Below are 18,627 nucleotides of genomic sequence, written 5' to 3'. Positions count from 1 at the left end.
GCTATGTAATGTCACGCGGTAAATTTAACTTACTTTTCAGCAGTCTGAGTCTCCAGAGTTTTTTGCAGCTGCTGCAGTTTTAGCTGCTCCTGAGCTACTCGTTTTTTCTGAGCTTCCACCTGCTGCTTGATGTTGGCGTCATTACGAACACCGTTCTCTTTCGGCAAGAGGCGTTGTTGCCTGGGCAGAACTCTCTGTGGCGGATGTCGTAGTTTTTCCAGCGCTACTCTGTTCTCCGCTTTGACTCGAGACAGGATTTGATCTGCTTCAAAAATCGTTCTGCGGGCTTCCTGGAATACGGCTCGTCTGTCATCGTCTTTCCCGAAAAGAGCTTCCTGATCGCGGAGTTCTGCATTGTCCGCGTTATCAATATCGTTTTTGGCGCTCATCAATACATCGTAAAATGCACGCGTGAGCCCTTCTTTCAGATCGTCCCGATCCAAGTCTGAGTAATCGGTATCCTTTGAATGAGGCGGATTTAACTGAGCATTCTTGTTTTGTACATCAACTTTAGGCTTCTGTTCTGCAGAGCTGAATCCCACCATCGTGATATAAAACAAGCCCATCACAACAGTCAGTATTGCAAGTCGTTTCATCGGTCTGCCTCATCTCTGGTTAAAGTCACAAAACAGCCACAGGCTGTTTATTCATCGAATTTATTATATTCAATCTATTCACTTTATTTCAATCTTTTTACCAATTAAAGCAAATCAATTGAAAAACATGACGTAAAAAAAGCCTGTGTCGGAAACACAGGCTTATTGATATTTCAAAGATCGACTGGATCAGGAGTTGATCGCATTGATCGCGTTAGCCAGATCCATTAGCTCATTGATCAGGGCACTTCGTAAAGTTGTCAGGCCGGCAATTGCCCCGATCCCGATGATCGTGAGGAGCAGCAGGTATTCAATAAAGATAGAACCACGGACTTTACGTTTCCATCGCTTTGTTTGTGTCCGGATTAATTTTAACACAGGATGCCCTTTCATGAAGTTCAGATAGAAATTCCTCTACCCGTACAAGAGCATACTTTGTACCAAATATCCTAATTTTTACACCTTACCCGGATCACACTTGAAAACGCCTTAAATGGCCCTAAATCAAACAATTTCAGGTGTTTGAATCTGTGAGTTCAAAGCGGTTTTCCCATCAGAGCGTTGAATCGCATTAACAATGATTAGCAATGCTAACCAGAAACGTTAACGTTCAGATACAAAAAGCAGAGGTGAGCTACCGAAGAAGCGTCCAGAAGCCAGGTTTGATGCACAAGGCGAGCACAGACTCAGGAATTTAAGGCACTGAGAGCTGAAGCACGATCAGGGAACGTTTCCCAGAGCTGATCCAGATGAGTGACTTCCAGAACCTCTGTGCAGTATTCGCTCAGACCGCAGATACAGAATTTGCCGCCTTCTCGATGATTGAGACGATTCCACATCCGGAAGATGACTTCAATGAAAGCCGAACCGAAGAAGGATGTATGAGAGAGATCGAGTACAACCACCGGAGGGGACGCTGTTTCAGCAACCTGCAATAACACATCGGTTAAGGCATCCAGTCTTGGCTCATCCAGATTTTCGTATTCTGGACCCAAAGCCACAACTGTGACCTGACCTTCTTTGACTATTTCCGGTGGGTAATCTGCAGGCATAATTCAGCTGTCAACAAGATCATCGTTGGAGAAAGCCCGTATTGAGAAACCAATCGAGCATCAAAGTAACCTACACATAGTAATCCAAATCAGTAACGTGTCAACCAAGAAATCGGATTCCGGGAGTAAGAACTATTGACGCAAGTCCATTCCGAGTGAATATTTACCAACACTCCTCGACCATCGCAACTCCCCCAGTCTCATAGAAGGGAGCCAGCGGAGTTCTCTCGACCGTTATTGATCATTTTTCCATTCCTGAAGCCGAGCCTTCAGTTTGATCTTTTTATTGTTTCGCAAGACCACTAATTCAACCTCGTCGCCGACTTTATGCATTTCTAAGGCATCCAGCAGGGAATTGGCATCCGTAATCGGGATCTCATCCAGTTGCATGATCAGGTCTCCCAGATGCAGATTCCCGGAATCATCAATTCTGATTTCTTTAAGACCAGCTAAGTCGGCTGCTCCCCCCTCCATGATACTCTGAACCATGACACCCGAGACATCTTTGGGCAAAATCTGATTTATTTTGAGTTTACGAATCACGAAGTCATCAACCCCCAGGAAATTTAAACTGGGAGTCTGAATGAAGCCAAAGCGGATCAATTGAGGCACAAAGCGACTGATCAGATCAACGGGGACTGCATACCCAATCCCCGCATAGACATGAGAAGAGCTGTAGATTGCGGTATTAACGCCAATCAGCCGTCCCGAGCTGTCCAGCAGAGGACCTCCCGAATTACCAGGATTAATAGCTGCGTCTGTCTGAATCACATTGCGGATCGATCTGCCTGTCACTGAGATAATCTCGCGCCCCAGGCCGCTGATGATCCCCGTCGTCAGGGTCTGATCCAAACCGAAAGGATTCCCAATGGCAAGCACAGTCTGTCCAACCTGCAAATCGCCAGAATAACCTATTTTAATCGGTTTGAGCTGATCGCGTGGCGCGTCGATTTTCAGAACAGCCAAATCTTTGGAAGGAGCGATGCCGACGAGCTTCGCATTCCAGGTCGTATTATCTGCCAGTGTGACCGAGTACTCATCTGCCTTCTGAATCACGTGAAAGTTCGTGACAACATGGCCCTTACGATCCCAGATGAACCCGCTCCCCGACCCCTGCGACGGGGTTTGAGGATTCATACTGAACTGGTCCATCGGCGATGCAAGACCGACCGTGCGAATATGCACTACTGAAGGAGATGACTCCTTAAACAGCTCGATCGTTCTTAATTCAGTCTGCGTCAGATCCGCCCGTTCCCGGACTCGGAAATCTGGCTGACCATAATACCGCTTCAGCAATTTGAAGGCCATAAAGACAATCAAAATGGTGAGAATCAGGATCAACCATTTCTGAATCAGTGAAGATTTACCGGAAGACCCCGAGTAGGCAGACGGATGTTCTGAAGGCATGACCTGTTTTTTCAAATGAAAATTAGCAGCAGGATTCCAGATACAGATAACACATTATATCTATACCCGGATAAAACCTTACAGTGAATTCTGTCCCGGTTTTCGTTACTGCAGTCGGGCAGCGGCCGAATTGAGTTCACTGATCGCTTTAATAAAACGCTTCTTCAACTTGGGAGACAACTCTGCAAACGAGGATTGTACTTCCGGAGTCAGCATTTTATGACAACGTTCCACCGCAGAACAGATGCGTTTTACGGCTTGCTCCGGAGAAATTTCCGGTTTGGCAACAACCGCAGTCTCTGATCCAGATCCCTTGGGAGCAGGGGAGGCCGCACCTGAACGGAAGGGGCTGTATTCCCCGCCGGAGCCTGAAACATCTCTGGCATGACCTGCGACTGTAGCCGCTGCATCGGATGATTCACGCGATCCCGGTTCCATCCCGGCCCGCTCCATCTGCTCGTATTCAGAGGGATCTCTGACAGAGATTGGCTCATCTGAAACGAAGGTGACTTCTGCGTCCGAGGGATACTCTTCGAACGGCTCTGAAATAGAGAGATCTTCACCGTTCACTGCGCGTCGCCAGGCTTTCAGTTCTGCAACAGTCGCCTGGTTTTCTTCAGCCCACTGGAGACACTCCGGAGCATCATCCCAAGTCAGAGCAATGTAGTAATGGGACCATTTCAGATTCGAATACTGATCTTTCACATCGCCGAAGGTCTCCCAGACCCGTCGACGCTGATAAATCTGATCGCCGCTCAGCCCAACCATTGCACCAAAATCGGCATCGGTTCTGCCTTTGGCATACTTTTCCGTCCACTGGGCGGCACATTCTCCAATGACCCAGCTGCTGTCGCTCAAAGCCTCACGAGCACGGTCAATCAGTTGTTCTTCTGTCAGTTTTTCGGTGGATTCAGTATGTTCGGTCATTTTACTTCGCTGATTTCTGTGTAGAACTGTGATTCGCATTCCGGAAAGAAGTGATCAGATCCTGAACCATTTCCGGCTGAACTGTTTCAAAATGATGAAGCGTTCAAACGCAATTCTGATGCTACACGGAATCTATTGAGAATACCACCAAGCAGACTCACTTCGTTTTCCAGAAGCAATGATCGTCAGGCGAAAACTCCCTAAAGTTTATCAGATGTCATTTCAACTCCCTGCATTCGAGGAAGTTAATCTGGGGGAGATATAAAAAAAATTCCGATCAGCCCCCGAATGCTTGACCTAACTGCGATTGGTTATTAGGATTCGGTCAAATTCGTCTGAGAAATCGTCGAATAATGATTCTATCACTTCTGTTGATTAAATCATTAAGACTCTGTAAGCTCCCTTCTGACAAGAGCTTATTGGTCTTAAACAGAACATTAGACAAGGCGCCGTAGCCAAGTGGTCTAAGGCGGCGGATTGCAAATCCGTTATTCCCCGGTTCGAATCCGGGCGGCGCCTCTCGAAAGAGCCTCTCCCTGATTGAGAGGCTCTTTTTTTATACCTCAAGGCAGCTTCGCAGAACAATTAGATCCCGGACACAAAAAAACCTGACAGACTGCAGCCTGTCAGGTTTTGAAAGAGTTCTGATTTTCTGCTTCAAGCTATTCCGACTTCTGCTTGAGCTGGGCCAGTAATTCTGCATCTTTCAGACAATAGACCAGTGAAATGTCGCTGGCCATACGACCTCTGCGATCCTGGATCTGTCCGCTCAGATTCAACATCTGGTCCAGTCCAGCCTGCAATTCTCGATCAGTCTCACTCGATTTTGTTGTCTCTAACTGTTTCAGTTCTGCATCTGCAGAGCGCCACATGATCCAGGCAGATGTCAGTTCATGCAAATCGGAAGTACCTCGGGGGTAGTATTCATTCACTCTTACTTCCCAAGCCTCTTGTGCGTGCTTCCGGCTCTGTTCAAACTTTATTCGGCTCATCCGCTCGTCCTTCTGGTGACGATAGGAATTCCCCTGGACATACGCAAGTTGAGCCTGTGACAGTTCAAGAAGGTCTTTTCGTCCCAGACCTGCGCCGCGTTCTGAAAGGAGATCGACATTTTCCTGAATCCTCTCCAGACGACGGATATAATCTGCCAGATTAGAATCGTTGTCTGCCTCACGATTATCAAATGAGTTCGTTTCGAGGTTCGCAACAAAAACGGCCCGGGACGCACGGCGGTATTCATTAAGATCTGCAGCCCCGACCATGAGCTCCTGTTTTCGTACTGAATAATACTGATCAGAAAGACGATTGATCTCCCGCAAGGCAAAACCCATCTGGTCTTTATTTTCAGCTGCGGTAGCGATTTCGTATTTATTTTGAGCCAGAATTAAGCGGGCATGAACGACATCGCCAAACCAGCCTTGGGCCGCGGGCTGATTCATCATCTGCAGTTGTTCCACAGCTTTCTCAAGCAAGGCCTGTTTTTCTGTGAGTAGTCTGACCCTGGCATTCTTAGCGTCACGAAGTTCAGCCACATTAATTCTCGCCTGATAGGCCACATTCAGTGCCAGTTGATAATCCGAAAGTGTCATCAAGCCTCGGGAAAAGGAATCGTAACTCTGATCAATCAGATCACTGGCATTGGACTCGAACTTTCGTAATTGTCGATTTTCCTGAGAGGAGATGCGTTTAACAACTGGAGAGTAGATCTGCGGCTTTTGAGCTGGAACCGCTGCTGGAATAGAAGCGGGAACAGGATCCTGCTTTTTCTGCAGGGGGACCACATTCATGGGAATGAATTCCCGCCGGTCCGGCTTAGATGGGAGTCTGACTGTTTTCACTTCTGCCAAATCCAGCTCAGCTGGAGACAGTGAAACTGTTGCCAGGCCTTCTTCTATCTCCAGAAAGCGATGAATACTTTCCAGAGATGTTTCCGGTTGGATGGTTGAGTTCTGTGCCGTGACAGGGGATAGAAATTCTGAAGGCTGGGGTCGCAACGCCAGGCTGACGACCAGAACCAGGATACCACAGCTCAGAAAAAAATGAGTTCGATCATTCATCAGTAAAAGAATCGCCAGAAAAGAAGTAAGCAGATCAAATTGATCTACTGTATTTGTTCAGAGCGATCCGTGCTGTAACCGACAAGCTTCTCCTTAATCTTGTCTATCGACTGAACCCAGCCTTTGAGATTCCGAATTCCTCATCCGGTGCTGCAATGAGCATGAGATGTATTTCTGACAGTTACCTGCAAAATGGTACGACAGGAGTAACTGGACCGGTGATGTTCTCAAGACTGTCTCATCAGAGTGAATTATTTCTTACGATTCCGACCTGATCAAATCATTTTTAGCAGGCAGCAGAACAGTCAACACATCAACGACAACCCAATTACACGACATAAACAAATACCATTTATACACTTACGACATTCACATCTTGGCAGTTCGGATATGGCCGTTTAGAAAGATCCAACAACCTGAAAGAACTCCTATTTCCTCAAGATTACATATTTGATTTTGGTGATAACGTTTGTTATCGTAATCCCAACATCGCAATCACTATATTCCACCCAAACAACGCAAGTGATTCTATCTTAACTATAGAATCACTAAATCAGATTTTTTGATTGCAAATAAAAACTGAATCCGGGCCATCCTCAAACTCACAGCCTGGGTCTATTTCCAAGAGAACAAAGGAGCTGTGATGCCATCTCTGGGGATTATTTATACTTTCGACTCCAAATTAGAAGCCATCCTCAAACCAGGCTTGCTGCAGCAGATTCATAGCCAGGTCAGTCTGGCGAAGTCGTTGCCTGAACTAATGGAGCGGATCCAGAATGCTTCTCCGGCAACTGTTTATCTGGACTTGAGACCTCACGACTTACCCTCTGAATCCGATGATCGCAGCTCTGTGTTATCGTATCTGAGAGAAATATGTGAATTCCCAGTCAATGTCGTGACCATTCTTGATCAGTTTCTACCGGTCGAATACGTCGAAACTGCGAATTTCATCACGGACGCCTATCTGGAATTCCCCCCAGTGCCTGAAGAGTTAAATCTGCTGGCAGAAGAGCTCTCACAGCTTGAGCCTAAAATCATTCCAGAGAGCCTTCCTGAATCACGCCAAATCTTTGATCATCGGAAGCAGGTGACTACATATACCCCGGAAATGATTCCGATTGTCGATCAGATTTCGAAGATCGCCAGACACAACGTAACTTTGCTGCTAATTGGCGAGACCGGTACCGGAAAAACCACGCTGGCCTCCATGATCCATGAACTCTCGCCCAGAAAGGATGAGCCCTTTCAGAACATTGCCTGCGGTGCGCTTCCTTCTGATCTGATCGAAAGCGAACTGTTTGGTCATTTGCGTGGTTCATTCACAGGTGCAGAGCGATCAAAAATAGGTCGCTTTGAAGCCGCAGGGAAGGGCACACTACTGCTGGATGAAATCGACATCCTGTCTCCCAAGGACCAGGCTAAGCTATTGAAGGTAATAGAAACCGGACAGTTCGAGCCGGTAGGATCAACCGAGTCCCGTATCTCTGAAGCGCGATTGATTGTCGCCGCGAATGTGGAGCTTGATGAACTGACCAGAAATAACAAGTTCCGCTCTGACCTGTACTATCGCTTGAATGTTCTGCAATTCCGCTTACCTGCACTGAGAGAACGTCCAAATGATATCATTCCCCTCTCTTTGCTCTTTATCAAGGAATGCTGTCAGCAACATGCGATTTCGGTCACGAAAATCCATCGCAAGGTCCTGGACCTTCTCAAGCAATACAGTTGGCCCGGCAACTTAAGAGAGCTCAAAAATCAGATTCAACGGGCCGTCCTGTTTTCAAGTAACGAAGAGCTGACCACACACGAATTTTCGCCAAATCTGTTCCAGGAGGTCCAGCGCGATTCTCAGATTCAGTCAGTCGCTACAGAGAATCAAACCCTGGCAGATCAGGTTGCACACAATGAGAAGCACCTGTTGCTCAAATCGCTTTCTGAGAACGGATATCGCAAAACAGCGACCGCGAAAGCCCTGGGAATCAGTCGTGTCGGGCTTTACAAGAAGATGCGCAAATATGGGATGCTGGATTCTGGCAAAACCAAACTGCAAACGGAAAGCTAGATCAGTCACTTGATTTGACGTGCATTCCTACGGGTAGAGTTTACAGTGAGGAGTCTGGTGCGATTTCAGGTCGCTTAATCGGACGCCCCTACTGATTACCGCCAGTTGAAGTCTGCTCCAGAACGCTCTCAGAAGTAGCGCTGATGGTCTCACCGTAGGTAGAAGGTTCCAGAATCCCGCCAGGACGATGCTCGCGAATCAGAAAGTTTCGTAATTCAAGCACGGCAGGGGCAAAGAACAGGATATAAATTGGTGGTGCCATACAGAAGATAACCGGAAACAACAGCTTGATACTTGTCTTGCTGGAATGTTCTTCCGCTCGCTGACGATACTTTCGGCGAATCCCGTCAGCAAAATCAATCAATGCGGTAGATACATTGGTCCCCAGTCTTTCTGTCTGAGAAATCATCAGAGACAGCGTGTTGACATCAGGTGCATCGATTCGTCTGGCAAACTGCTTCAAGGCATCGGCCATGGAATTGGCATCAGCATGTCGCCGGATGATGTCAAATTCAACAGCGATATCAGGGTGCGAAAATCGAACTTCCTCGGTAACCCGTTTTAATGCAGTACGCAATGGAACACCACCGGTCAGACACATCATGACCAGGTCAAGTGCATCTGGAAGACCTTTTTGAATCCGGTTTACTCTACGGCTGGCCTGGTTGTGCAATACGATTCGAGGCAAACCATATCCACTGCCTGCTACCAGTAAGCCTGCTACCAGAATAATCTCGGGGTAATTGGTACCCGGATCTGCAAGTACACATCCAATACCAGTGCCGATCAATACCATTACGATCAAAATATTTCGGGTCGCCAGATATTCAACCAAGGCGGTCGACCTGTAATAACCGGCCCGTTTCAGGTCGAGTTCAATCTTTTTGATTTCCTGATCTGACTGTGGAATTACCCCAGCCATGGCACGTTTAAACGCACCAACATGCGAGGCTGAATACGTCGAACCTCCAGAACCTTCTCCACGATTTAATTCTTTTTTTCTACCAGCACGATTTCCAGCTGCAATCGCATCCCCTACCAGGAAGAATACAAAGCAGACCAGCAAAAATGTGGCGATTGTGATGAGATCTAAAAACATGTGAGGCTCTTTAATATTTGGATCAGCTTTTCAGCAGATTGAAGTCGTAGTTTAATAGTCCGTTCTCAACAGGGCGGAGACCCAGAAAATACCGACCACTTCCAGCACAAAGGCGATCATCAGCAGAATATTACCGATCGGATCCGTATACAGATTAGAAACATGCTCAGGAAAAGCGACCAGCAGAACGACAAACGCGACAGGAGCAACAACGGTCATTAAAACTGCCGAAGCACGTCCTGCTCCCGTAGAAGCCCGCATCTGACGGCGGTAATTGATACGATCCCGGATGACATCGGCCATTCGCTCCAGGTTAGCGGGTAAATTCCCCCCCGTCTTGCGATAAAGCATTAATGTGGATGTCAGAATTTTCAGATCAATTAGTTGAATTCGACTGGAGAGAGATTTCATAACTGCAGGAATCGACATGTTCATGTCAAGTTGACGGGCACATCGTCTGAACTCATAGCTGAGAGGACCTCTGGTCTCTTCTCCAACAATAGCGATCGCCTGCTCCAGACTGGCACCAGCGTGTGTTGACCGGGCCAGCAGGTCGATCATTTCGGGTAGTTCTTCCTGAATTCTCTGCATCCGTTTTTTCCGGCGGTGATGCAGAACAATCAGGACCGCTACCATCCCGGCACACATCCCGGCAATTCCTGCCAGTGGCAGATCGGTATAAACGAAGATCGTACCACCAATGGCCAGTCCACAGGCGACAATCATCAGGAAGGCAGAGAAGGGGGTAAACTCAGATCCATTTTCCAGAATGAGTCGATCAAAACGCTGGTCGATCTTTCCCAGCAGACTGCGGGCAGGTTCCTGGTCAAAAACGTTCGGAATTCTTCGCAGGCGGGGACGTCCCCCAAATCTACCGGAACTGGACCTGTTGACTCCAGATAAATCCCGGACGATAAGATAGACAGCCAGAACAGCTACTGTCACTGCAACAAAGCACAATAATGCTACCGATGAACTGTTCACTTCCCACTTTCTCCACTACCAGTAAAACTCAAACTCTTGTGTCAGAAACCAGGACAATCAGGCTTTGAACGTTTTTTGCTCAAAAATCTGATCGCTCAGCCGGATCCCGGATGCTTCCATTCGCTTCAGACATGCAGGTCGGTAACCTGTGGAATAAAAATGACCGATAGCGTTCCCCTGATCGTCCAGGCCCGTTTGTTCGAAACCAAAGATATCCTCGACCTGGTAATCTCCCCGCTCATTCAAAGCGATAATCTCAGAAACACGGGTGATACAGCGTTGCCCCCCTTTCAGGCGAGCCCCATGCAGAACGATGCCGATACCATTTGCGATATACTGGCGAATAACAGGAAGTGGTAAATCGAAACCACTCATGGCAACCATCATTTCCAGGCGAGCCAGGGCATCCCGAGTGTCATTGGCATGGATGGTCGTCATCGAGCCTTCGTGACCAGTATTCATGGCTTGCAGCATATCCAAGGCTTCAGCTCCACGAACCTCACCGATGATGATCCGGTCCGGACGCATGCGCAGACTGTTTTTGACAAGTTGTCGCTGAGAAATTTCACCGACACCTTCGGTGTTTTCCGTTTTGGTTTCCAGACGAACCACATGCTTGTGCTGCAGCAGTAATTCCGCTGAATCCTCGATGGTAACCAAACGTTCTTCCCGAGGAATGAAGTTGGATAACGCATTCAAGAGAGTGGTTTTACCACTACCAGTTCCCCCTGAAATCAGCATGCTGATCCTGGAATCCACAACAGCTGCCAGAAAATCTACAATCTCTGGAGTTAGAGACTTTTTCTCGACCAGGTCATCAATTTCCAGTGGAACAGTACCAAAGCGGCGAATGGACAGTGAAGGACCATTCAGTGCCAGCGGAGGAATGATTGCATTGATACGGGATCCATCAGGCAGACGTGCATCTACCATGGGATTCACTTCATCGATACGTCTGCCAACACGTGAGACTATTCTCTGGATGATCCGCATCAGATGCTGATTATCAGCAAAGATGACATCTGATTCTTCGAGTTGACCATTCCGTTCGATATGAATTTCGTAGGCGTGATTTACCAGAATGTCGCTGATACTCGTATCCGCCATCAATTGGTCAAGTGGTCCCAGCCCGAAGACTTCGCTCAACAGTTCGTCGAGTAGCCGCTCTCGATCGATCCCCTCCAGAACAGATGCATGCTCATCACAGATTTCTGTGGCAACGGCTCGCACTTCCCCAGAAAGTTCTTTTTCTGAGATTTGAGCCAGCATTGACAGATCGAGGGAATCTACCAGCTCCTGATGAATCAGAACTTTCTGTTTCTGAAAGTTCAATTCTGCCTCTCTGTTTTCTGGAAGATAGCTTTCGGGCTCCAGAAAAAGTTTTTTTGTGCGAAGTGATTCCATGTCGTAACCTACAGATATAGTTTCCCAGCACGATCAGTCGGGAGCAGAGACTCCCTCTGAACGGACTTCAATAAAAACAGACTCCAAAACAGCGCCAATCACCCAGGAATTCTGAAAAATCAGGCTATCATTACCTCATCGGTAGATGCGCTGATTCTTTTCCGGGTTTTAAAGTCCACTGGCGGGAACGGAAATCTCCGAAGTCTTGTTATCGTTTTGCTTCATCGTTGTTGTTGCTTTGCTTGAGGGAATCACTTCTGAAGCAACAGGAGTTTCGATCGCGTCGATCCAGTTCTGGCTCTTGTAGGCACGATTTCCTTTAAAGTGCACTGTGTTCAAGGAACCACCCCGGTAGATGTCCATACTGGAAACACGCTGATTGGGGATGAATCCCAGAATGTTTGACAAGGTCAGGCGATCACTCGAGCGTCCAGCAGAAACCACTTCAGTGTTTTCATTGGGGTTCCGCAGCGCCAGGCTCAGTACTCCATGATCCTCGACGACCTTGAGGACTTTGCCCTGTTCGGGTGATACTTCGAGAGTAACAGGATAGTCAGCAGAATCTTTACTTCCCATTCCTACTTTGTGTCCGGGAACAGAGGTTTGATCTACAGCCAGAACGCGTACTTTTTCCAGCAGGGTAATCGTAGTCTCAGGAATCCCATCTGTTTCGTGTGAGCGGAACAGCACATCAACAATTGCTCCGGGACGTGAGAAACCGGCCACATTCCCAACTTTGTGAATGGAAACTGTGACAGCGCGGTTACCAGGCTCGAGAGTATCGGACAGCCCCGGGCCCATTCCTGTTGCATACAGATCAACTGTATGGAAAGGCTCTCCGGCTTTGATTTCCGATTTCAGCACCCGGCCCTGAATAAATTCAGTCGCCATGATTCGTTGCAAGCCGTTCGGTTTGAATCGTTTATCAACCTGATCGGGGAGCATCTTCAAAATGGAGATATCATCCAGTGACAAAGTCTGCCCTGGTACGAGGTCTCGTGAAGCGATGGGAATGAAGACCTGCCGTGGTTTCGCTGGTGGATCTTCTGCTAACACGACAGGGCCCGGTTGCTTATGCAGGAACTGTCTCACCGTATAAGCTGCGCCTAAGCCTAAAAGAATTGCGAAAATCGCTGCCGTCATTGTTCCTGGACTAATTTTTGCCACGTTAACTTCCCTGAAATCTTCGATTATAAAAAATTTCAAGTCATCCGCTTAAGATTTTATCTCTCAACGGATGACACATTGTTTCGATTGATTTACTGATCGTTCCAGATCAGGTTCTACTTTTATTCTCCGGTAGGAGCGATTGTCAGATCCAGGTCGGCAGGAGCACCGTTGAGGGGATCCGTTAACGTCCCTGTATCCGAGTCATGATACTGACTTGTTACCCCGTTTACCGTATAGCTGTAAGACTGATCGATGCTCTCCAGAGCCACCGCTGTATCACCAAACTTCTGGACAATATGATCGCGTAATGTGGCAACTCCGGGAATGATGCCGATGATGAGAATCGTCAACATTAAAACCGTTGTGAATGCGGAGACATTACCTCCTTCATCCGACCAAAATTGACTTAACAGTTTCATTCCTGCTGCTATCCTGACTTTGAGAGAATGCTGACTCGTGCTTTACAGTCACCGCACCAACAGGTGCATCTTATATGCCAATCCAGTACTAACTTCTTAAATACTGTTTTTCAGGGTGTTCCCGAGTGGGCGTCCTCGGGAACCAGCCTGAAAACTCAAACTGTATCAGTACTACTCACCAACGGGAGCAGTGATTGTGACGTTGATACAAGCAGGTTCAGATCCTGCGGTATCGACATTGGTATCACAGAAGTCAGTCTGGTCAACGAACTGGGATCCAGATACGCTGGAAGTGTGTCCCGTTACGCCAGAAAAACTGTAACTTTGATTAATGTTTGAGATAGCTAAAGCGAGGTCACCCAGTTCCTGTACGACTTGATCACGAACGGTGGCCAATCCAACAACAACCCCTAATACCAGGATCGTTCCGATCAACACGAGTTCAGATGAGACAACAAAACCTGCCTCATCATTCCAGAACTTATTAAGCATGTTCATTCTAACTCCTTAAGTATCATTTAAACTGACATAGTCAGTTCTTTTGAACATAGTGATAAAAAATTGAAACAGAAGGTAATGGCTGCTTCCCGCGGGAAACAGAGGACAACACCTGACAGTCGAGTTGTGTTAACTCAGGCAGATGCTGTATTCAAACTACTCACCAGTAGTAGCTGCAATGACAGTGATGCAGTGCACGAAGGTGCCGCTGGTGTCAGTGTTCTGGTCACAGAAATCCAGGTTGTCATCGAAGAGTGATCCTGATGTGCTGGAAGAGTGGCCTGTAATTCCAGAGTAGGAATAGCTCTGGTTGCTGTTAGACATTGCAGCTGCAACGTCTGCGAGTTCTGCGATTACCTGATCACGCAGTGTGGTCAAACCGACAATCATGCCGAGAACCAACACAGTAGCGATCAGCACAAGTTCTGTTGAAACGACGAAACCAGCTTCATCATTCCAAAACTGCTGAAACATCTTCATTCGTACTCCTCACATTAATCAGATGGTTAATGCATACTGAATGCGTCACAAGATCATGTGACTGTTAACAATCCAGTAAATTAACTTGTCTGCATACGCCCGGCGCAGACGTTGCAAAAACACAGCAGACCATGTGCCACTTTTACCACACATGCATATTTTTCTTATTTTCACACCAGGTCGTAATCCGTGCATTTTTCCAACGACCGGTTTTTGAATCACTCCTGCTCAATCCGCCAGTTTCAGTACAATTCTCTTTTCTGTTAGTTTTCCTGACATTTACAGGCAAACGTCACTTGGCAGGTGATACAGCAACCGAAAGTGTTTACGCTGGTTAACACTTTAAACAGCGGTGTAACCAGAGGTGCACAGCAGGTGTTAACCCTGTTTCTAGCGAGGATTGAGCTACGGCCTGTGGGAAAGAAGAGCGCAGAATGCAATACAGAGATTTGGATGGCCTACCAAAGAGACAAGATTCGTCAATCTTTGGTTAACGGAGGCAGCGCGACCTGGGCCGGGAATTTACCTCTCCATAAAGCCAGTGCTCTACCAGCATGGGACAGGAAGGTGAAGCTGTTTTTAATCTCGGTTTCCGGCATCTTTTCAATGGTTTCTACCAGCCATTTTCCTGCCTTCTCCAGAGTTTCAGCAGGAGGGAGGACCTCGGCAGGAGCCAAAGCCCACCATTCCATGGCATGACCAGTCGCCAGCACCCGCCGTGCACGGGGTGTGAATTTCTGCTCCGTCGAGAGATCCAGCTTGGTTCCATCCCAGTTTTTATCCCAGAAACCCTCTGGAGACTGCGATTTCACCAGTCGATCCGTGATGCTCTTCAGATAATCTATGACCTTCTTTCGTCCTGCGTCTGACAGAATCGGAGTTTGTTCATCTACGCGCAAAATCATAACCAGTGCATGCAGTCTATGATTTCCATAGCAGACTCCCTGAGTTGGCTTTTGCCGCATAATCCGGTCGCTGATTACGTCAAAATTGATCCGCTGACCTTCGCTGGTCACCCAACTTTGGGGGTGATCCAAGAATAGAGCAAACACCAGTGCCGACCACTCATATTCCACCTGATTCAGACTGAAGGACTTCAGTGATTCCTGAATCATTTCTGCCAGTGTTGTTTCTCCCTGGGCGAGGACAATCGGATAATCGACGGGTGTCCCCACTTCAGCCAGCGTGGCCAGCGTATGGTCTTCATGGCTTGAAGTTTCCAACCCTTCTTGAACGCGAGCCCGCAAACCATTCTGGTTTCGAACCAGTAGAGGCCTGGTTTTGCCCCCCCAAACCTGACCAAACTGTCGATGATCCAGAAGGATATCGCGCATCTCAATTCCTGACAGGGATTTGGGATCATCAAATACCGCTTCCAGTCCCCAGAAGCGCAGCGCATGATCCACGTAGTTAATGCGGGGCTGTTTACCGCGAAACTGCGGCCGCAGACGGGAAAGGACCTTCCCGAGGTCTTCATCTGAAACGATTTCGGGACGATCATATTCCGGTTTGACCGTCAAGGGATTGAGCCTCAGTGCCGGCAGTTCCTTGGCCCGCTCCCAGTCCTGATAGCGTACGGCTGCCCAGCCAATCACGGCTCCCACGATCAGGATATGCAGACATAAAAATGCTGCGACTTTCAGTTTTTTATTTATAGATGCTCTATGTGAACTCATGGCTGATCCTCTTCTGTCGCAGCGGATTTCTGCTCAGATTCTTTCTCTTTAGCTGTAGCTTCTGATGCTTTTGCTGCCTCAATCAGTGCCGGTTCACGGGACATGACTAATGCCAGATCGTCCTCATAGACAGGTCGAAAACCTTTCAGACGCCGAACCTGTTTTTCCAATGCAACCTGCTTTTCTTTGTGTACGATGAAGGTCGATACGTTGTATCTCTCTGCAACTGATTGCCAACCTCGATTCGCACGCGCTATTCCCAGATAATCTCGCCAGACGCGTGGCGGAGCCAGATGCACGGCGTTGGTTGTCATGAAGACCTTAAGATCTTTGGGGCCATCCCAAACCAGCCAGTCCCCCCACCACTGGGGGTTCCAGACCTGTTCCTGAGGTGGATAAGCCCTGAGAAACTCCGTCAGTTTGCGCGGCGTACCTTCACTGTAGACCTTGTTGATATCGCGTGGTTTTCCACCAAACAGGGGGGTCGCTATATTTGAAAAAGCGAAGCCAAACCAGAGGATCAAGACACACACAGAAGTCATAACCAGTGATCTGCGTGCCCAGAAAGAACCTGTTTTTTTCTCTCCAGAACCGGACTTCAAGTATACTGGAGTCGTCCGGGGAACCACGGTTGCCAGATGATTCACCATGGCATAGACAAAAATAACCGAAAACCAGCCAATCATCCGCACGCCCATAATCACAGACAGTGAGAGCAGACCAATCCTCAGCACATCAGCCGTCCTGACCCGCTCCCGACTATGACGGTAGAGCCCCAGCATCAACACCCAGGCCATACAGAACCAGATTCCCTCTGCATCCCGAAACTCCAGTGGCTCCCATTCCAGTACATCTTTGAGGTTGGGATTCCGCGGAAAGAGCAGGGAATTGAGAAACAGATCCATATGGTAAGGATTAAGTAATGCGGTGCAGACTGAAAGCTCAGTCACAATCAGCCAGCGACGAACCCACGGATCCGTACAGACCTGAATCAGACTCTTCGTCCTCCAGAGTACTTCCAGTGCCCGCCCCAGGAACTGCAACGCCAGTATGGCCAGACCTACGACAAAGGAACCATGCAGATTTGCCCAAGCCAGGAAAATCAGAGGAATCCCCAGATAGAGACTGCAAAGCAGGGGAGTGGGAGTTTTGCTTGCAGAAACGTCCTCGTCACCGTCAGCGGAAGGGAGCCAGCGGTCGTATTTTTCAGACCAGGCCATGACCACCAGGAGCAACGCCACGCAGAATGTTCCGAAAATTTCCGGTCTGATGATGGCAATCCGACTGGAGGAAATCAGGATCAGCAGGAATGATCCGAGCGTGCTCACTCCGACGCGTCCCGTTTTGATATAGAAAGCACACCAGAACAACACGTGTGTCGCAAACACTGTCAAAGCAAAGACATGTGAAAGCCCCCGTACCCCCCAGAATTCGTAGACTTTCGCAAACACAACCTGAGATAACCATGCCGCGTCAATACTTTTCACGCCCTCTGCCAGCGACAGGAAGGGATCATATTGAGGCAGACCTTGATGTGACAGGATCCAGTCACCGTACGATACATGTCCCCAGATATCTGAGTAAAAGATGTGTACGTTACCGAAATAGAAGAACAGCCAGGCAAACCAGAGGCATGTAATCAGATGCGACCAGCCCATGGAAAATGTTTCTCGATAGAACTGACCTTTATCGAGTGTCGTTTCAGGCTCCAGAGTGCCGGGGTGAGAGTCGATCGACATATTTGCGTCCACTGATTTAAATAAACTCAACTTCAGAATTGACGGATCAATTACCGGAACTTCAGAGTACAGTTCCGCAAAACCAAGTTTATTACGCAAACAATGTTCCAAAGCGATGAAGAGAACTGGATCGCGCGTAGTCAAGCTGTCTGTTCACGTTAAATTGATGAACAATCTGTAAAGCAGCTGTATGAGATCAGAAACGCAAGAAGACCCTGAGCGTCGGGTACATTTTAGACTTGGATATCCCGGGCCGAGAGATGCTGAATCAGAGTCGGTGTGTCTGTAAATACTTCCGCCTGTATCCCCAACCCCCGAGCGGCATTGACATAATCTGCGATGTCATCAGTGTAAAAGGCTTCTTCCGGAGCACACTGGATCTTTGAGAGTGCTAAATCAAAAATCGGCCGTTCCGGCTTGATGGCGCCCGCCTTGTAAGATGTCGCGAAATCATCAAAGCGTTGCAGGACCTCGTATTCATTCCAGATGAATTCAAAATGAGAAATACACGTATTCGACAACAGTACCAGACGATGTCCGCGGTCTTTCAGAGTATCCAGGACCGGAACGATGGACGCATTCAGCTCAAAAATATCGGATCCAGCCCGGACCAGTTCCGGATAGGAGATGGATTGGCCGGCTGCTTCCTCAAACCACTGATGAAATTCCTCGGCAGACAACTGTCCCCGTTCAAACTCCCACTGTTTTCCCGAATCGATCAGCAGAGTCTGAATTTCCTCGCGGGTACGCCCACAAAGCGCCCCCATCTGTTCACACATTCGATCATGTGAAAAGAAGGCGAGAACATTTCCCATATCAAACAGAAAGGTACGAATCACTTTTTGACTCCGGATTTCTGGTCAGAATGCAGTTAAACGCCCCAGTTGTATGATCTCAGCCCCAGATGCACAAGACGCAAATCGGCTCCTTTTTCACCTCTGTGCTGGTCGATTTGTTTTCAGAGCACTGAAGCGGGCACCTCTTATTGACGACATCGCATAATTTGCTTAAATTGCCTGAAGATAAGAACTTGATGAGAACGTAACACGACCTGGTT

17 protein-coding genes and 1 tRNA gene are annotated in these 18,627 nt (G+C 48.0%); 2 read left to right on the top strand and 16 right to left on the bottom strand.

Annotated features, from left to right (window positions below; translation table 11 throughout):
- Positions 1-29 precede the first annotated feature (29 nt).
- The 5 genes from HG66A1_RS11465 to HG66A1_RS11445 form a co-directional block, all read right to left on the bottom strand.
- Positions 30-596, bottom strand: a complete 567-nt coding sequence (locus tag HG66A1_RS11465; RefSeq protein WP_145183571.1) for a hypothetical protein — start codon at positions 594-596, stop codon at positions 30-32.
- 189 nt (positions 597-785) lie between these two features.
- Positions 786-974, bottom strand: coding sequence for a hypothetical protein (locus tag HG66A1_RS11460; protein WP_145039894.1), 189 nt, complete (start codon positions 972-974; stop codon positions 786-788).
- Positions 975-1,282: 308 nt separating this feature from the next.
- Positions 1,283-1,597, bottom strand: coding sequence for an STAS domain-containing protein (locus HG66A1_RS11455; RefSeq protein ID WP_187782252.1), 315 nt, complete (start codon positions 1,595-1,597; stop codon positions 1,283-1,285).
- Positions 1,598-1,882: 285 nt separating this feature from the next.
- Positions 1,883-3,055, bottom strand: a complete 1,173-nt coding sequence (locus tag HG66A1_RS11450; protein ID WP_145183568.1) for a S1C family serine protease — start codon at positions 3,053-3,055, stop codon at positions 1,883-1,885.
- A gap of 105 nt (positions 3,056-3,160) precedes the next feature.
- Complete coding sequence (locus tag HG66A1_RS11445) at positions 3,161-3,982, bottom strand: hypothetical protein (RefSeq protein ID WP_145183565.1); 822 nt, start codon at positions 3,980-3,982, stop codon at positions 3,161-3,163.
- 445 nt (positions 3,983-4,427) lie between these two features.
- Here HG66A1_RS11445 and HG66A1_RS11440 point away from each other — a divergent pair.
- A tRNA-Cys gene (locus tag HG66A1_RS11440) sits at positions 4,428-4,501 on the top strand.
- A 143-nt stretch (positions 4,502-4,644) separates the two neighbouring features.
- On the opposite strand, the gene HG66A1_RS11435 is transcribed toward HG66A1_RS11440, so the two are convergent.
- Positions 4,645-6,039, bottom strand: a complete 1,395-nt coding sequence (locus tag HG66A1_RS11435) for a hypothetical protein (protein WP_145183562.1) — start codon at positions 6,037-6,039, stop codon at positions 4,645-4,647.
- Between the two features lie 643 nt (positions 6,040-6,682).
- On the opposite strand from HG66A1_RS11435, the gene HG66A1_RS11430 reads away from it, so the two are divergent.
- On the top strand, positions 6,683-8,101 hold the full coding sequence (locus HG66A1_RS11430; RefSeq protein ID WP_145183559.1) for a sigma-54 interaction domain-containing protein: 1,419 nt from the start codon (positions 6,683-6,685) through the stop codon (positions 8,099-8,101).
- 88 nt (positions 8,102-8,189) lie between these two features.
- Here the strand turns inward: HG66A1_RS11430 and HG66A1_RS11425 are convergent, their stop codons facing one another.
- The 10 genes from HG66A1_RS11425 to HG66A1_RS11380 form a co-directional block, all read right to left on the bottom strand.
- Positions 8,190-9,200, bottom strand: coding sequence for a type II secretion system F family protein (locus HG66A1_RS11425; RefSeq protein ID WP_145183556.1), 1,011 nt, complete (start codon positions 9,198-9,200; stop codon positions 8,190-8,192).
- A 51-nt stretch (positions 9,201-9,251) separates the two neighbouring features.
- Positions 9,252-10,184 carry a type II secretion system F family protein gene (locus tag HG66A1_RS11420; protein ID WP_145183553.1) on the bottom strand — a complete coding sequence of 311 codons (933 nt, stop codon included), beginning with the start codon at positions 10,182-10,184 and terminating at the stop codon, positions 9,252-9,254.
- Between the two features lie 57 nt (positions 10,185-10,241).
- Positions 10,242-11,588, bottom strand: coding sequence for a CpaF family protein (locus tag HG66A1_RS11415; protein ID WP_145183550.1), 1,347 nt, complete (start codon positions 11,586-11,588; stop codon positions 10,242-10,244).
- A 168-nt stretch (positions 11,589-11,756) separates the two neighbouring features.
- Entirely contained in the window at positions 11,757-12,755 is a 999-nt protein-coding gene (gene cpaB, locus HG66A1_RS11410) for a Flp pilus assembly protein CpaB (RefSeq protein ID WP_145183546.1), read from the bottom strand.
- A gap of 122 nt (positions 12,756-12,877) precedes the next feature.
- Positions 12,878-13,177, bottom strand: coding sequence for a hypothetical protein (locus tag HG66A1_RS11405; protein WP_145183542.1), 300 nt, complete (start codon positions 13,175-13,177; stop codon positions 12,878-12,880).
- A gap of 171 nt (positions 13,178-13,348) precedes the next feature.
- On the bottom strand, positions 13,349-13,675 hold the full coding sequence (locus tag HG66A1_RS11400) for a Flp family type IVb pilin (protein WP_315851638.1): 327 nt from the start codon (positions 13,673-13,675) through the stop codon (positions 13,349-13,351).
- Positions 13,676-13,831: 156 nt separating this feature from the next.
- On the bottom strand, positions 13,832-14,155 hold the full coding sequence (locus HG66A1_RS11395) for a Flp family type IVb pilin (RefSeq protein ID WP_145183539.1): 324 nt from the start codon (positions 14,153-14,155) through the stop codon (positions 13,832-13,834).
- A gap of 479 nt (positions 14,156-14,634) precedes the next feature.
- Positions 14,635-15,831 (bottom strand): hypothetical protein, encoded by a 1,197-nt coding sequence (locus HG66A1_RS11390; protein WP_145183537.1) that lies wholly within the window; start codon positions 15,829-15,831, stop codon positions 14,635-14,637.
- Positions 15,828-17,570 carry a hypothetical protein gene (locus HG66A1_RS11385; protein WP_145183534.1) on the bottom strand — a complete coding sequence of 581 codons (1,743 nt, stop codon included), beginning with the start codon at positions 17,568-17,570 and terminating at the stop codon, positions 15,828-15,830. Before HG66A1_RS11385 ends, HG66A1_RS11390 begins: the two co-directional genes overlap by 4 nt.
- A 233-nt stretch (positions 17,571-17,803) precedes the next feature.
- A complete protein-coding gene (locus HG66A1_RS11380) occupies positions 17,804-18,409 on the bottom strand; it encodes an HAD family hydrolase (protein ID WP_232106804.1) in 606 nt (201 codons plus the stop codon).
- Positions 18,410-18,627 lie beyond the last annotated feature (218 nt).

The organism is Gimesia chilikensis (genome assembly GCF_007744075.1).
GTDB lineage: Bacteria > Planctomycetota > Planctomycetia > Planctomycetales > Planctomycetaceae > Gimesia > Gimesia chilikensis_A.
Note: the sequence above shows the minus strand (reverse complement) of the source record. Positions and strands in the feature narration are given on the sequence as shown.

Bases quoted from the DNA above. Each gene is read 5' to 3' on its own strand.
- HG66A1_RS11465 (WP_145183571.1), bottom strand. From the start codon at position 596: ATGAAACGACTTGCAATACTGACTGTTGTGATGGGCTTGTTTTATATC.
- HG66A1_RS11430 (WP_145183559.1), top strand. From the start codon at position 6,683: ATGCCATCTCTGGGGATTATTTATACTTTCGACTCCAAATTAGAAGCC.
- HG66A1_RS11395 (WP_145183539.1), bottom strand. From the start codon at position 14,155: ATGAAGATGTTTCAGCAGTTTTGGAATGATGAAGCTGGTTTCGTCGTT.
- HG66A1_RS11450 (WP_145183568.1), bottom strand. From the start codon at position 3,055: ATGCCTTCAGAACATCCGTCTGCCTACTCGGGGTCTTCCGGTAAATCT.
- HG66A1_RS11425 (WP_145183556.1), bottom strand. From the start codon at position 9,200: ATGTTTTTAGATCTCATCACAATCGCCACATTTTTGCTGGTCTGCTTT.
- HG66A1_RS11445 (WP_145183565.1), bottom strand. From the start codon at position 3,982: ATGACCGAACATACTGAATCCACCGAAAAACTGACAGAAGAACAACTG.
- HG66A1_RS11405 (WP_145183542.1), bottom strand. From the start codon at position 13,177: ATGAAACTGTTAAGTCAATTTTGGTCGGATGAAGGAGGTAATGTCTCC.
- HG66A1_RS11390 (WP_145183537.1), bottom strand. From the start codon at position 15,831: ATGAGTTCACATAGAGCATCTATAAATAAAAAACTGAAAGTCGCAGCA.
- HG66A1_RS11415 (WP_145183550.1), bottom strand. From the start codon at position 11,588: ATGGAATCACTTCGCACAAAAAAACTTTTTCTGGAGCCCGAAAGCTAT.
- HG66A1_RS11435 (WP_145183562.1), bottom strand. From the start codon at position 6,039: ATGAATGATCGAACTCATTTTTTTCTGAGCTGTGGTATCCTGGTTCTG.
- HG66A1_RS11400 (WP_315851638.1), bottom strand. From the start codon at position 13,675: ATGAACATGCTTAATAAGTTCTGGAATGATGAGGCAGGTTTTGTTGTC.
- HG66A1_RS11385 (WP_145183534.1), bottom strand. From the start codon at position 17,570: ATGTCGATCGACTCTCACCCCGGCACTCTGGAGCCTGAAACGACACTC.